The sequence below is a fragment of the Paenibacillus taichungensis genome (assembly GCF_003287275.1).
GTDB lineage: Bacteria > Bacillota > Bacilli > Paenibacillales > Paenibacillaceae > Paenibacillus > Paenibacillus taichungensis_A.
This window is the reverse complement of record NZ_QEVW01000011.1, coordinates 67,078-79,396: the sequence shown is the minus strand read 5'-3', so window position 1 is coordinate 79,396 and position 12,319 is coordinate 67,078. Positions and strand designations below refer to the sequence as shown.

Below are 12,319 nucleotides of genomic sequence, written 5' to 3'. Positions count from 1 at the left end.
ATGAATTTGTTATCAAAGATGCTTTCCCCAGATAACAGGAACGCTTCATCAGGTTCAGAAGGATACTCCTGTTCGAATTGCCGTGAATCGCCACCACAGTCGTTTCGGATGGTGTAGCGTCGCCATTGCAATTGCTCATCATCCAGCCTGTATTTCGCTTTCAGCTCCAACTCATCTTCAGTCAGTTCAAAACCAGGAGGAATGGGCTTGCGATAGTCGGGCATCTCGAACCATGCAAAAAAGAGCGGAGAAAAATCATTCTCGCCCTTAACAGCTGCATCCCATATTTGCTTGAACTCTTCCATGCCGTTTGCTGTAGATTCGATAATTCCGATGCTTCCCGGTTCCTTGGATAATGCGGCCAACAACGACAGCAAATGCCGCTTCTTTTTCTTGGCTGGCCAGAAGGCAACCTCCGACGCATGAAGATAATGAATCGTATCGGAACGGGCAAGAACTCGGCTTTCGGCTGTCTGAACGGTGATCTTCGATTTAAGCCCCGGATTTAAACGACGGTCTGCCGTCCTGATCGCGGGATTCTCAAAGGTCAGTTTCTTGGCGTTGTTCTTGCGAGTCATCGGCTGAATCACTGGTGGCACACGTTCATAATAAAGCTGGAACATATCGAATAGGTTGCTTGAAGCATCTGAGGACTGAGCAACAATAAAGGCATTCTTCGCTTCCTGTAGAGACGTGAAATAGTAGATTAATGCCTCAGTCACCGTGGAGAAACCCATCTGCCGAGCTTTAAGAATGATAATCCGAACGGGCTTCCCTGCTTCCAGATCCTCGAATACTTTAGCAGCATAACGCCGCTGGGCATCATTGAGGATCAACCGAACCATGGCCCCGGACTTGTCTTTGATCTTGAGCATGCGGTAACAAAACTGTTCGAAATCAAGCAGAATCTCCTTTAATTCGGCCAGCTTGTCCGGACGCTGCTGTAATTTACGCTTGATTCGACGACGGTGTTCCTTTGCTAGTGCGATTACCAATCTAAATCATCCCCATCGTCATCTTCATCGTCTACATCATTTCCGCCCCCGCCCTCATCCCCATGACCAAGCGCCTTGTATTTGTCCAACTCAAGACGTTCACGGGCGATTCTCAATTTCTCTTCCTCCTGCTGCAAGCTGGCAATAAGGTTAATTACTCGGATCTTCTTGTCACGCGTCCGGATCAACCAGTCTTCTTGTTTCAAGATTTTGTCCAGCTTTGACGTGACAACGGTAGTAATCTCTGTCACTTTCATGCCCTCGGTGACAACAGGTATTTGAACTGCCTTCCCGCTTTTGGGGCTGGTGTATGGAACCTTGTCCTTCCGTTGCATAAGTTCCTGCTTGGTCTTACGTTCTTCGTCATTTAGCCCGGCTTCCAACATTTTGACTCGTTTCATATGCCGGATCTCCTGCAAAGTTAACATACGAAGTTGTTCTTCAAGTTGAGCAAGGGGATCTGTGTCAATCTGCTCTAGCAGTTCCAATTCATCGGCATCAAGTGTATCAGCGAATATAGTTTCATATCCTCCATGCTTGAGTGCCTTCTTGTTGCGATATGGACCACCATCTCCACCACGGTTCCCCACAGCGTTCTGGTTGCCTGGTGGAGCACCACCTTTGTTGCCGATAGCGTTCTTGTTGCCTTTAGGCGCTCCCCTTGGTTTCGGAGCGCTCCCATTCGTTCCATTTGGAGCGCTCCCTTTGAAATCCCCCGAAACGCTCCCATTGAGTTCATCTTCCCAACGATCCATGGACTTCCATTTGCGTACCCTGGACTCAGGAACAGAAAGAGCGGCGGCGATGTCTTTTAACATCATTTTCCCGCCGCTCTCCAGCCACATCAGTTTAGCCTTGTCCCGTTCGGGACTTCTCTCTCTGGCCATCTACATTCATCACCACCCCCAACAAAGAAGGAGCGTGACATTCACCCGTCACAGCCCCTATTTCATTAACGTGTATTCAGATTCAAACTCATCCTGCTTCATGTGTTTCAGTGTCCCCGCTGTGTCCTTAACAATGTAATCCCCGACCAGCACCACCAAGGGTTTCAACGGGTTTACGATCACTCGAAGCTCTACAACATTCCCGGCCAGATTGATGGAAATGGGAAACTGAACAAAAGCGAAGATCTCATCTGTATGTGTCGAGCTGTTTCCCTCGAACTGAATGGCCGTAACCGGAATGATCTTCTGATAGCTTTTAACGGACATGTCATCACCCTTTCGTTATATAAAAGATAAAGACAACAATAAAAGACAACCCTAATAGGTTGTCTCAGGAATCAGTTTTATTCTCAACATATTTCTCATGTTTTAGAATTAGATAAGCTAATTCTTCTATTCTTTTCGAAATCGTCCTTTGCAACTCATCTAAATGAAAGTCTTTAGATTGCACATATTTAGTTAGCGTCTCAGGACTTACTGGTTGAAAATAACCCTCAGCATATCTATAACCTCTTGCTTCCTTATCCAATTCAGTAATCTGATTAAAAGCTTCAGTTAAAATATCTATCATTTTCTGAATATATTGATCACCCACCAGCTTTCCTCCCCATTCATATTTAGAATATATATGGAAATTATATGAGGAATGGTGGTGGATATTTCGATTGAATTTATACCTCGTCCTGTTGAAGCTTGATATCCAACTCTATGAGCCGTTCCAGATCCTGAACAGTCTGCATCTTTATATTTCCAGCCTGCAGGTCTTTAACCCACTGGGCAATAGATGCCTTTACGATCTTCCTGTATTGTTCTTTACTCTCAAGGATACCTTCCATTACAGCGAGTTCATGTTGCAATAAATCTTCATCTGGTGTTCTCATGCGTACCCCTCAGCTTTCCGTTATGATGGAATGCGAGATAGCGGATGTCTGCAAAATGCCGCGCGCGGCGGGCCGCTATCTCATCCGGGGGATACCCTGGGTTGATGGGAGGACGTTACAGCGTCCTCCTTTTAATTATGTCGCGGGAACAACACGATGAATGAGTACTGGCTCAATGCCGGTAGACTCCTGGTAACGCCGCTTAATTACATCGCAAAACTTCGGATCAATCTCCATAGTCCTGCAAGGTCGATCCATTTGATCACAAGTCATCAGCGTGGACCCGCTGCCTCCGAAGAGATCCACAACGATGTTCCCAGGTCGGCTACTGTTTTTAATTGGTATGGCCAATAGTTCCAGCGGCTTCTGCGTGGGATGGACGTACTTGCCAACATCCCCGCGGGATACTTCCCAAACCGTTGATGGTTCAGCCTCTTCGACGGGTAGACCTGCTCGCCAAACTGTGCTTTGCCGGCGATCCCCATACCAAGAAGGGGCCTTCTTCTTCAAGTGGGCATAGAAAACAGGTTCATGCTGCCAACGATACTGCGACCAGCCGAACGATGCTGCGTTCTTAACCCACACGCACTGGCTCCGAACAACAATACCTGCAGTATTCATGGCGTCTTCGAATTCACGTTGATAGGAAGAGGGATGGAAAACATAAATACCTGCTGCTGGACCCATCAAGCTCGAATACCGTTCAAAAACTGCATGCAAAAAGCCCACAAATTCCTCTGCGGGCATATCATCATTCAGTATGCTACTCCGTCCATCAGCAGCCAAACGGGCCGAATCACTTTCTATAGCAACATTATAAGGTGGGTCCGTCACTACCAAGTCGGCCAGCTCCCCATCCATCAAACAACCGACGTCCTCCTCGCTAGTCGAATCCCCGCACATTAAACGGTGTGGGCCAAGCTGCCAGATATCACCCCGCTGTGTCTCAGGCTCATGAATATTGTCCAATGCACCTTGAACGTCAAAATCATCCTCAACGACGGGTTCCTCAATCTCCGTGTCCGGCATTGTGCCGAATTCCGCGATCAGATCCTCGAATTCCTCCTGGTCGAAGCCTGACAGTGTTAAATCTGCCCCGCTTTCCTGTAACTCGTCCAACAGCCTGCCCAAAGCTTCATCATCCCAGCGCCCTGACACCTTATTCAAAGCAACATTCAGTAGTCGTTCCTGCTGATCGTCGAGATCCACCACGGATACCTGCAGCTCAGTGTGGCCAAGCTCGTTGACCATTATCTTATACCGTTGATGGCCTCCCACCATGTTTCCTGTGCGTTCGTTCCAGACAATCGGCTCGACATATCCAAATTCCTCTATGCTGCGGCGAAGCTTCTCATATTCCAGATCCCCAGGCTGAAGGTCAACACGGGGGTTATAGGCAGCTGCGTTAATCTGATCGATAGGCACGATTCTGATGTTCATATCAATTACCTCCAAGTCCAATAAAAAAAGCACCTTGTCGGGTGCTTTTAAGAGTTAATAATATTAAAATTGTCTGGCGTTAATATTCAAGTTATATTTGGAGCCGTCACTGTTATAAACATAAACCTTCCAATTCCCGGTAATTCCACCTTCTGGAACATACTGAATAAAGTTAAAGGTTTTTTGGGCACCCCCATCCAACTTGTAACTACTGTGAATATCAGTTCCGTCACGACTAATTGTTACATACACAGGCGTAGATGCCTTATTATTAACCCAAACGTTGAGTTGATCGCCATTACCTTTTGCAGTTGTAAACTCACCTTTATAGGCGGTACTACCTGTATGAGTAACATTGCTAATCAAAATTGCGTCCATTGGATAAAATATGGCTTCATCAATAACTTTTGTTCTAATATCCACATATTCTTGTGTAGCTCCACTTACTGTTGTAGAAACAGAAGGCTGTTGATTAGGATTTCCTTTGACTACTTCAGCTGCAGATGCAACCGAAGTAAGGGTCAACATAGCAGTTGCAAGGATTGCTGCAGACAACTTTTTCTTGTTCATAGAATCTCCTCCAAAAATTATGTAATTTTTTTCCTGCAAATTTATAATACATTATTTTCCTAATATAGATGTTACAATAATTTCATATTTTACTTATTTATATCTCTAGTACAAATTATATAGATAAATATGATCGACTTCCATATCTCTTTTATTTGTGTTGAGTTGGTTTCAACGTTTGGGTGACCATCATATGCATGCGTACGCTCACTCAGACGCTGTTCTCCGCTCTTCAATGAACTGATCCCTGCAAACGGAAGTTCTCATATAAACAAGCTTAAAACGGCTAGATTACCTCGTATGAGAGCAAAAGAAAAAGCACCACAATGGGTGCTTTTAGTCATCTTGACCTTCAGTTTGAAATTGAACAATTTTACCCTCAGCTTCTCTAAGGTTTTCTTCAAACAATTCCTGTAATTCGTCTAATGGAAGTTTCATCAATTTTTCAACCATAAATTATTTCCTCCTCAAAAGGAACATTAGTTAGTGCCAATCGGTGGTTTACTCTTATAAGAATTTCCCTTCAACTTTATTTTATTCTTAGCGTCTTTAATTTGCAACTGGTATTCCTCAACCTCTTCGCGATCTTTCCATTTTCGATACAGTTCAATAACATTTTTAAAGGGCGCCCCCTTACTTCGCATAACGGATAAGATTACATGTTCATTTTCAATCATTTGACAATATGCCTTTGCAACAGGGGAGTACATTATTTCTTCCACTACTAGCCCCTCCAAAACAGCAATACTGAAAAACTCCAATTCATTAAATAATTGCGATATCCCACAATCCTGCTGAATAATTAACTCAACGACAAGTCTTTTATCAAGAGTTTTAATGTCATGATAGAATTTTCCATCAAATAAATCAGAAGTATCTATTCTTTTGGGTACTTCCTTTTTTAAATCCTCCCTATACTTAGAATATGCAGGAATAAATTTTTGAGCATAGTATGTTAAATGTTCAACGCTTTTTTCCACTGCAGCTCTGTGATTTCTATCCTTCATGTCTTTTTTAACCAAGCGAAGTTGTCGAATTGCTACGATCAATCCAATCAAAAGCAAAATAGAACTAACGTAATACGCAAACTCTAAATAGTCCTTTAAGTCTTCGTACGTCAACCAGCATCCCCCATATTCTCTATGTCATTAGGTATATTTTACCTCCTTTGGACAAGCGGGTCTACTACAAAACTGCTTCACTCCATCCCATCTGCCCCATACACAACCTTTGCATTTCTCAGGCTGCTTGTTGGGACGAATGCGTATCTTCTTCCGTCTTCTGCTTATCACTTCAATTCCTCCAATAAAAAAAGCCGATCCAGTGAAGGAACGACTTTGGCTGTTATATGTACAATAATGGCTAATCGAATTACGTTTTCTGGCTATATAATGACGCTTTTGGCGAATCGTGTGACGCTTTTAAAAGATTGGCGTCCGTACCGTCCGCAGCAAAAACGCTGCGCTCTTTGCTTTAAATGCATACGTACTATGTAACTATAGAGGAAGAACAAGACCATTTTACTGGAGCTACCAAATGCGGGTCAAGGAACAGAAAACGGGTGAGTCCCGATGATCTGGAACAAACCCGTCATTTCCTGCTTATTGCTTGCTAATTTGCATTTGGACCATATCGAGCATTACCTCGACATGATCATTACAACCAAATTGCATCAATTTCGATAATTTAACAACCAAGCAGTAGAAAAAGGCGAGAAGAGGAACGCCCCAGTCATATGCCGCTATTGCAGCTGTGCGTTTCATTCTCGCTCAATTTCCACAATACAAATATATCACGTCTAAAGTCCAACGAACTGCCACTAATCTATCAAAACTCAGTCAATAATCAGTCACAAGAAATAAATTACCATTATGCGGATAACTCTTTCAAACTAGAAGCATACCATATTTCAAAATGATAGATTGGAGGAATGGAAATGGTTCGTACGCTCGATGCACGTACATCTCTTGGATCTAACGGAGGTTCTCCACTTAATATTCCACTACCTGCAAACACGCCAACTTTAGTTGGTATCCTGGGTTTAAACATTTTCAGTCCTGGGCCATTAATTCGAATACAGTTTAACGGAACCTATCAAATCTCAGTGACGAATTTATCTTCATCCCCTTCTTCCGTTCAGTTTGCAATTTACAGGGGCTCCACTAATACTGGTACGCCCGTATATGTAGTTTCCAAACCTGTATTCCCGAATGCGGGAATCGTTATTGCCAGTTTTGAAGGCTCTGATTATAATGTGCCAGCCCCACCGTCTGGTCAACTCGTCTATTCTTGTTATGTGACTTTTGCTCCTGCTGGAATAGAACAAGCCACCCGTAACGGACCTGAATGCTTCAATGCTGTTGCTTACAGTGATGATTAATTCGATTCTCAAATGAGGTTTAGGAAGGAGGATGTCATGTGGTTAAAACATTAGATGCAAGAACCTCACAAGGGTCTAATGGCCAAAATATGGTAACGCCTAGCTTTACTAATGGGGTTCCTCTCTTATTCGCCCAAGTAGGCCTGCAGGTTAATAATCCAGGAACGTGGATCCGAACATTTTTTTCTGGTGTTGTTGAACTTACTGCCAATCAGTTGCCTGTTAACGGAGATTTAGTCATTGAAGTTTATCGAGGTTTAGGTGCTTCACAACAACTCGTTTACCGTGCTGGAACTATTGTTTTATCTAATCCTTTTTTCAGCCCTTGCGTGTTCAGCTTTACTGGATCAGACTTTAATATACCTGCACCAAGTAACGGTCAACTTGTCTACTCCGTTTACGCCACGTTCACCTATAATCCGATATACGATGTGACTAATGTCCGGCTAGGCCCAGAGAGTTTCAATGCTACAGTTTATTCCGATGATTAATAATTTCAGTTTATCTTGAGATCAACTTTTCTTTTGGCTGGATTACACGCAATAAGGGGAAAGCTCATGAACTCACAAGCTTTCCCCTTATTTTATATTAGCAAACAGATTCCTTAATACCCACAATGTCTTTCGATACTTCCAGCCCCAATGCAGTTGCCAAGATGTTAACTGCCTCAAGCTTAATTCTTCTAAATGTGCTTTCGCTTACCCCCATCTCTCCGCAACTAATATAATCGAACTCCCCCTCATTATCCAGATAACTACGCTGAATAACTTCACGTTGCGAACTTGAGAGTCTGTTCATTACAATTTCAAGTGCTTCATCCATCCTAATTAGTTCCGCTTCTCTATCCACATTATATATAGCGATATTCTCGGTTTGTTTGCTGATTGAATTTGTAGATTGGTGCTCTCTATAGACATATGCTTGCGTGATCGCTGCCTCTCGCCGTGTGAATCCGATCTGCCGGTACTGACGAACCGTTTCCAAATATTCCTCCACAGCGCGGCGGGTTGCTCTTTCGTTGATCGGCAGTATGTTAAACGTCAGTTGTAAGTTGTTTTTTCTTCTTTTCCCCATTATGATCCCCTCACCCGTGGTATAATTTGGTGAGTTAATTCAATGTGTCCCCCGACGTGCCGGCAAGCTTGCGGGGGATATTGTTATTCCGGAATGACTTCGCTACAAAATTCATCCCATTCGGCTGCGCAATCCTCTGCGCTCCATCCGCTTACCAAGTCTTGCGGATATCCATATTCCAACAATAATGCTCTATAGTCTCTATCCAAACCTACCACTCACCTCCTCGCTTATGATACTTGCGCTGGCTGCCGTAACGTTGCTGCGGGGCAGTAACTGCCTTCTGCAGCTTGTCCGGCCGTTCTGGTGGATGCTCAGCTCCGATGGCCTTCAGATGCTGCTCAATCCGCTCTTTGGTCCATGTTGTCTTTTCTACTTTGCGATAATCTACCATTAGGAAATCCTCCCCGTTTGAATGCCTTCCTGCAGATCGGCCAGCAAGTTATATACAGCCCCATCATTTGTTTCTTCAATGCCTTTATCTTGAATCCATCTCATGATACCCGCTTGAGTTACAACCTTTGGCCGTTTGCCCTTCTTGGTCAATGCCAGGGTACGAACGCCGCCTGATGAATGGGTCAGATACCCTTTGCGAATAAGTGAATTCACATGTGAGTGGACCGTTGAAGCAGATGACAACATAATCCCATCTGCAATTTCCCTGATTGTCGGGCTGTACCCGTTATCTTCAATGAACATCCGTACATACTCGTAAACGTCCTTTTGACGTCGGCTGAGGGTCTTCTCTAAAGTTGCTTTCGTAGCCATCCTAACTCTCTCCTTTCAACAGATTCGGGTGTTGATATATGTTTCCGATGACTTTGGTACGATAACCCGCCACTTGCTTATAGGCTTTAACTACCTTTGTTTCATCAGTGTCCATTGAATAATGCAACGGGTTTCTCAAACAAACTCCCCGAGATGTTATGACCACTTCACCTGTATGGTGACCATCATAAGAACCATCCGTACCTTCATGAACATTACCGTATGGCACATGATATGTTTGTTCAGCGATATCTCTTTCATATATTGATGTACCTGTCTGGTCCTTAACTCCAGTCGGCCACATTAATTCGAAGTCACTCAGCCGGAGACGGTGAAACCCTCTGCCGTCCATCTCCAGGTAAACGCCTATTACTTTAGTTTCAAAATTGATGCTTTCTACGTTTTCTGGTTGGATCATAATTCTTAAGGGTTTATACCAGGCGCGAGGTGCCTTTGCTTCACTCATGACCGTTCATCCTCTCTCTTATCATTCAACTTCCATTCATACAGCTTCCCAAATCGATCCAGATCCGGGCTCCATCTATCAGCGACAACATCCTTTAATCGTTCGTAGATATCGCGGTAGTCAATTACTTTACCCATGCGAAGCCCTGGTACCGATCTTCAATAAGGTAAGCTCGTCCCTGTGGCACGCGGTCTCCTGCTTCGACTCGTAAAGTTCCATACCATGTCTGAACCGTTCCTTGCTTTTCAAGTTCAGTACCTTCAGCCACGACCATTTTTATCTTATCGATGTGACAACCGGAATCGATTAGCGGGGTAAGCGTTCGGTTAATCAGCTTGATTACATCGGAATTTATGGCCATGTCATCAGCTCCTAATGTTGTGCCACTCCGACTGCTGGAGAATGTTAATCGCTTTGGTCAACAATTCCTTGTCAAACCATCCGAAGTGACATTCATTAACGGGAATGCCCAACTTGAAAGCCAAAATGCTGTATGCCTGGCGGCGTTTAACCTTCTTGCTTTTCCAAGCGGGATCGAATAGGGTATGACATTTCTTTTTGAGCTGCCGCAACTCTTTGTTGGCCAAACGTCCGAGCGGGATACTTGTCCCCGTATGAACCCCTACATATGCATCACAGCCCGTGCATTTGTACACTCGGCCGTTTCCATACTCCTTGCCATATATCACGGAATTGCTGGTATAGATAACGTCACAACTGCAGTAAGAGCAAATGACGGGAATTGGATAACCGGCGATTCTCATTTTTTTCTTACGCCTCCGATCTGATCGAATTCTTTTTTGTTACAAGGCTTTCAATCGGTGGCGATTTTACTTCCAAAGCGTAAAACTTAGCAGGACAATAATGTTTGTATTCCTTATTCCAACCAACAGTGATTTCCTTGCCAATTGGTTGTTCCATCCCGGCGAGATTCTCATCGACTCGAACTATCCAGCCGACCCAATTAGGAGATTTTCCGCTCTCGTCGATTAAGATAGTTACAATAGCCCCATAGAAAGGTTCCTCAATAAGAATGTACTGTTCTCCTACTTCAATTTGATTCGCTCCAAGTTCCATTTTAATGCCCCTTTCTTGGTCAATCTAAGATCATACGTTCTGTTTGATGCATGCAGCTGGTCACCCCGGCCAACGATCGACCGGGGGACGCTGCTATATGAAGGGGTTATGCTACCCCGCTACCTGCCATTTGCTCTTTAACACGTTCCTTGTACTTGGTCAGTTTGCCGCTGAGTTGACCCGATGTCATACCAACACTGTTGGCGATCTCACGCCATGTAACTCCTTGATCCCGTTTCTGTTGGAAGAGGTTCGGGAAATCAAGTGGCATGTCAGGGAAGGTAGGACGTTCAGTGATGATGTACTGTTCAAGCGTATCCTTGTCCACCTCACCAGAAGCCCCTTCTACTTCACCTGCAGGCGGATCTTGATTCTCTTACTGTTGTTGATCTGCTGGCTGCTGATGATCGCCTTGTGATTCTTCAGAAGTAAAGTCCATTTCCTTCGATCCGGTCCGATCATCCACCCCTTTCATCCAGTCCGGGATATCGTCGTTATCATTATCGCCGTAAGGGTCATCGGAATCGGTACCTGGATCTTCTCCACCTGATGGCGTAACAGTAGGCTGTCCATCGCCGTTCTCCGTTTCCTCATCTTCTCCAGTCGGCTCCTCTGGTTGAATCGGTTCTCCATCTGGACCAAGCATCTGAGCTTGATTCTCGTCCTGCTCAGGTTCGTCTCCTGGCTTTTCAATCTTAGTAACTACACCAGACTGATCAGTCGTGACGCGGTGGCCATTCCATTTGCGGTACATATCATCACGTTCTTCGTCATCGAAATCAAATGCGGCTTGCGGATCTCCCAGAATGACATGAATCTCTTTGTTCAAGCAGCCTGTCAGGAATTGAAGGTTTTGCTGCGCCACCTTGTGAGGAATTGTCAGCTTCAGCTCAACATCCTTATCACCGAATACAATTTTCTTGTCCGTAGTTGCCATAAATTTTGCGAAATCATTTGCCATGATCATTCATCTCCTCGAATTTTATGATTTTGATAAGTCCTTGATTTTCACTTCGATACGCGGTCGGGAACTGTACCGCTTCTGAGCAAACACTTCAACCACTTGACTGTCATCCTTCCAGACGATTCCTTTAAGTGCATCCTTTACGCCTTTCAGGTAATTGTCCACGTCTGGCTTGCTGACTGGCCGGATCTCCCCGACCTCAGCCAATGCTGCTTTCTTCTTGCTGAAGGATTTAGGAATTGACCTGTACACTGTCAGCATCATTCCGAGCGGCCCTTCCAACAATGCACTGGGTGCATGTTCGGCGGCAGCCATTCGGACATAATCCTTGTAATCCTTCGATTTCTCAGGGTCGTACATTCTCACGAACCCGCCTTGCGTGGAAGCCCGGGGTCGCCCCTGCGCCACCGGTTCCCCATATACCGTGAAAGTGATCATGTGCGCCGCCGTCCTTTCATAGTTTCCTTACGCCGTTGCCTTGCTGGCAACATGTCCCGCTTAATGACAAACACCTCAGCCAGCTTACGTCCATCTTCATCGCGTACGGCGTAACTCAGATGTGTCTGATGGTGCGGATCAATCAGCTTTCGCATGCTGCACCTCCAGTTCCGACAATTGCATCAAACTCATCGATCCCTTCATGGAGCTCAGTTTGATCAATCCCCGCAAATTCCGTTTGCAGCTCGTCCTGGTCAGGCACTTGTCCCGTATTCATAAACCGATGTCTCATGTATTCTGACACCGACCATCTTGTATA

At 44.8% G+C, this 12,319-nt stretch carries 22 protein-coding genes and 1 pseudogene; 2 read left to right on the top strand and 21 right to left on the bottom strand.

Translation table 11 applies throughout. From position 1 onward, the window contains the following. The 8 genes and pseudogenes from DC345_RS18210 to DC345_RS18175 all read right to left on the bottom strand — a co-directional run. Positions 1 to 995 (bottom strand): annotated as a pseudogene (locus DC345_RS18210) (DNA packaging protein); the annotation flags it as partial. Beyond that, complete coding sequence (gene terS, locus DC345_RS18205; protein WP_113054265.1) at positions 989 to 1,882, bottom strand: phage terminase small subunit; 894 nt, start codon at positions 1,880 to 1,882, stop codon at positions 989 to 991. The gene terS and the pseudogene DC345_RS18210, both read right to left, overlap by 7 nt. Positions 1,883 to 1,939: 57 nt before the next feature. Further along, entirely contained in the window at positions 1,940 to 2,209 is a 270-nt protein-coding gene (locus DC345_RS18200; RefSeq protein WP_113054264.1) for a hypothetical protein, read from the bottom strand. A gap of 64 nt (positions 2,210 to 2,273) precedes the next feature. Further along, positions 2,274 to 2,537, bottom strand: coding sequence for a hypothetical protein (locus DC345_RS18195; protein WP_113054263.1), 264 nt, complete (start codon positions 2,535 to 2,537; stop codon positions 2,274 to 2,276). 76 nt (positions 2,538 to 2,613) lie between these two features. Then, entirely contained in the window at positions 2,614 to 2,823 is a 210-nt protein-coding gene (locus DC345_RS18190) for a hypothetical protein (RefSeq protein ID WP_113054262.1), read from the bottom strand. 135 nt (positions 2,824 to 2,958) lie between these two features. Continuing rightward, positions 2,959 to 4,263 carry a site-specific DNA-methyltransferase gene (locus DC345_RS18185; protein ID WP_113054261.1) on the bottom strand — a complete coding sequence of 435 codons (1,305 nt, stop codon included), beginning with the start codon at positions 4,261 to 4,263 and terminating at the stop codon, positions 2,959 to 2,961. A gap of 63 nt (positions 4,264 to 4,326) precedes the next feature. Next, positions 4,327 to 4,833 carry a hypothetical protein gene (locus DC345_RS18180; RefSeq protein ID WP_113054260.1) on the bottom strand — a complete coding sequence of 169 codons (507 nt, stop codon included), beginning with the start codon at positions 4,831 to 4,833 and terminating at the stop codon, positions 4,327 to 4,329. Between the two features lie 479 nt (positions 4,834 to 5,312). Further along, the gene (locus tag DC345_RS18175; RefSeq protein ID WP_113054259.1) at positions 5,313 to 5,954 is read right to left on the bottom strand and encodes a DUF4760 domain-containing protein; all 642 of its coding nucleotides are present in this window, start codon (positions 5,952 to 5,954) and stop codon (positions 5,313 to 5,315) included. A gap of 815 nt (positions 5,955 to 6,769) precedes the next feature. On the opposite strand from DC345_RS18175, the gene DC345_RS18170 reads away from it, so the two are divergent. Next, entirely contained in the window at positions 6,770 to 7,213 is a 444-nt protein-coding gene (locus tag DC345_RS18170; protein WP_113054258.1) for a cupredoxin domain-containing protein, read from the top strand. Between the two features lie 38 nt (positions 7,214 to 7,251). Next, positions 7,252 to 7,704 carry a hypothetical protein gene (locus DC345_RS18165; protein ID WP_113054257.1) on the top strand — a complete coding sequence of 151 codons (453 nt, stop codon included), beginning with the start codon at positions 7,252 to 7,254 and terminating at the stop codon, positions 7,702 to 7,704. A 97-nt stretch (positions 7,705 to 7,801) separates the two neighbouring features. Here DC345_RS18165 and DC345_RS18160 read toward each other — a convergent pair whose 3' ends face one another. The 13 genes from DC345_RS18160 to DC345_RS18115 all read right to left on the bottom strand — a co-directional run bounded on the left by DC345_RS18160 (position 7,802) and on the right by DC345_RS18115 (position 12,292). Beyond that, the gene (locus DC345_RS18160; RefSeq protein WP_113054256.1) at positions 7,802 to 8,287 is read right to left on the bottom strand and encodes an ArpU family phage packaging/lysis transcriptional regulator; all 486 of its coding nucleotides are present in this window, start codon (positions 8,285 to 8,287) and stop codon (positions 7,802 to 7,804) included. A gap of 83 nt (positions 8,288 to 8,370) precedes the next feature. After that, the gene (locus DC345_RS32225) at positions 8,371 to 8,496 is read right to left on the bottom strand and encodes a hypothetical protein (protein ID WP_258530708.1); all 126 of its coding nucleotides are present in this window, start codon (positions 8,494 to 8,496) and stop codon (positions 8,371 to 8,373) included. 2 nt (positions 8,497 to 8,498) lie between these two features. Next, positions 8,499 to 8,681, bottom strand: a complete 183-nt coding sequence (locus DC345_RS18155; RefSeq protein WP_113054255.1) for a hypothetical protein — start codon at positions 8,679 to 8,681, stop codon at positions 8,499 to 8,501. After that, positions 8,681 to 9,055: a LexA family protein gene (locus DC345_RS18150; protein ID WP_113054254.1), complete on the bottom strand. Its 375-nt coding sequence runs from the start codon at positions 9,053 to 9,055 to the stop codon at positions 8,681 to 8,683. The genes DC345_RS18155 and DC345_RS18150 overlap by 1 nt, the downstream gene beginning before the upstream one ends. Before the next feature lies 1 nt (position 9,056). After that, entirely contained in the window at positions 9,057 to 9,521 is a 465-nt protein-coding gene (locus tag DC345_RS18145; RefSeq protein ID WP_113054253.1) for a YopX family protein, read from the bottom strand. Positions 9,522 to 9,645: 124 nt separating this feature from the next. After that, positions 9,646 to 9,882: a hypothetical protein gene (locus DC345_RS31520; RefSeq protein ID WP_146752144.1), complete on the bottom strand. Its 237-nt coding sequence runs from the start codon at positions 9,880 to 9,882 to the stop codon at positions 9,646 to 9,648. A gap of 4 nt (positions 9,883 to 9,886) precedes the next feature. After that, positions 9,887 to 10,285 (bottom strand): zinc-finger-containing protein, encoded by a 399-nt coding sequence (locus tag DC345_RS18140; RefSeq protein ID WP_113054252.1) that lies wholly within the window; start codon positions 10,283 to 10,285, stop codon positions 9,887 to 9,889. A 7-nt stretch (positions 10,286 to 10,292) separates the two neighbouring features. After that, positions 10,293 to 10,598, bottom strand: coding sequence for a hypothetical protein (locus tag DC345_RS18135; protein WP_113054251.1), 306 nt, complete (start codon positions 10,596 to 10,598; stop codon positions 10,293 to 10,295). Between the two features lie 106 nt (positions 10,599 to 10,704). Next, positions 10,705 to 10,926 (bottom strand): hypothetical protein, encoded by a 222-nt coding sequence (locus tag DC345_RS32220; RefSeq protein WP_113054250.1) that lies wholly within the window; start codon positions 10,924 to 10,926, stop codon positions 10,705 to 10,707. 48 nt (positions 10,927 to 10,974) lie between these two features. Further along, a complete protein-coding gene (locus DC345_RS18125) occupies positions 10,975 to 11,559 on the bottom strand; it encodes a hypothetical protein (protein WP_113054249.1) in 585 nt (194 codons plus the stop codon). 21 nt (positions 11,560 to 11,580) lie between these two features. Beyond that, positions 11,581 to 12,000 carry a RusA family crossover junction endodeoxyribonuclease gene (locus tag DC345_RS18120; protein WP_113054248.1) on the bottom strand — a complete coding sequence of 140 codons (420 nt, stop codon included), beginning with the start codon at positions 11,998 to 12,000 and terminating at the stop codon, positions 11,581 to 11,583. Continuing rightward, positions 11,997 to 12,155: a hypothetical protein gene (locus tag DC345_RS31785; protein ID WP_181586638.1), complete on the bottom strand. Its 159-nt coding sequence runs from the start codon at positions 12,153 to 12,155 to the stop codon at positions 11,997 to 11,999. Before DC345_RS31785 ends, DC345_RS18120 begins: the two co-directional genes overlap by 4 nt. Further along, positions 12,143 to 12,292 (bottom strand): hypothetical protein, encoded by a 150-nt coding sequence (locus DC345_RS18115; RefSeq protein ID WP_258530707.1) that lies wholly within the window; start codon positions 12,290 to 12,292, stop codon positions 12,143 to 12,145. The genes DC345_RS31785 and DC345_RS18115 overlap by 13 nt, the downstream gene beginning before the upstream one ends. Positions 12,293 to 12,319 lie beyond the last annotated feature (27 nt).

Coding starts and splice junctions, on each gene's coding strand:
- terS (WP_113054265.1), bottom strand. CDS start 1,882: ATGGCCAGAGAGAGAAGTCCCGAACGGGACAAGGCTAAACTGATGTGG.
- DC345_RS18200 (WP_113054264.1), bottom strand. CDS start 2,209: ATGTCCGTTAAAAGCTATCAGAAGATCATTCCGGTTACGGCCATTCAG.
- DC345_RS18190 (WP_113054262.1), bottom strand. CDS start 2,823: ATGAGAACACCAGATGAAGATTTATTGCAACATGAACTCGCTGTAATG.
- DC345_RS18185 (WP_113054261.1), bottom strand. CDS start 4,263: ATGAACATCAGAATCGTGCCTATCGATCAGATTAACGCAGCTGCCTAT.
- DC345_RS18180 (WP_113054260.1), bottom strand. CDS start 4,833: ATGAACAAGAAAAAGTTGTCTGCAGCAATCCTTGCAACTGCTATGTTG.
- DC345_RS18170 (WP_113054258.1), top strand. CDS start 6,770: ATGGTTCGTACGCTCGATGCACGTACATCTCTTGGATCTAACGGAGGT.
- DC345_RS18160 (WP_113054256.1), bottom strand. CDS start 8,287: ATGGGGAAAAGAAGAAAAAACAACTTACAACTGACGTTTAACATACTG.
- DC345_RS18155 (WP_113054255.1), bottom strand. CDS start 8,681: ATGGTAGATTATCGCAAAGTAGAAAAGACAACATGGACCAAAGAGCGG.
- DC345_RS18150 (WP_113054254.1), bottom strand. CDS start 9,055: ATGGCTACGAAAGCAACTTTAGAGAAGACCCTCAGCCGACGTCAAAAG.
- DC345_RS18145 (WP_113054253.1), bottom strand. CDS start 9,521: ATGAGTGAAGCAAAGGCACCTCGCGCCTGGTATAAACCCTTAAGAATT.
- DC345_RS31520 (WP_146752144.1), bottom strand. CDS start 9,882: ATGGCCATAAATTCCGATGTAATCAAGCTGATTAACCGAACGCTTACC.
- DC345_RS18140 (WP_113054252.1), bottom strand. CDS start 10,285: ATGAGAATCGCCGGTTATCCAATTCCCGTCATTTGCTCTTACTGCAGT.
- DC345_RS18135 (WP_113054251.1), bottom strand. CDS start 10,598: ATGGAACTTGGAGCGAATCAAATTGAAGTAGGAGAACAGTACATTCTT.
- DC345_RS18125 (WP_113054249.1), bottom strand. CDS start 11,559: ATGGCAAATGATTTCGCAAAATTTATGGCAACTACGGACAAGAAAATT.
- DC345_RS18120 (WP_113054248.1), bottom strand. CDS start 12,000: ATGATCACTTTCACGGTATATGGGGAACCGGTGGCGCAGGGGCGACCC.
- DC345_RS31785 (WP_181586638.1), bottom strand. CDS start 12,155: ATGCGAAAGCTGATTGATCCGCACCATCAGACACATCTGAGTTACGCC.
- DC345_RS18115 (WP_258530707.1), bottom strand. CDS start 12,292: ATGAGACATCGGTTTATGAATACGGGACAAGTGCCTGACCAGGACGAG.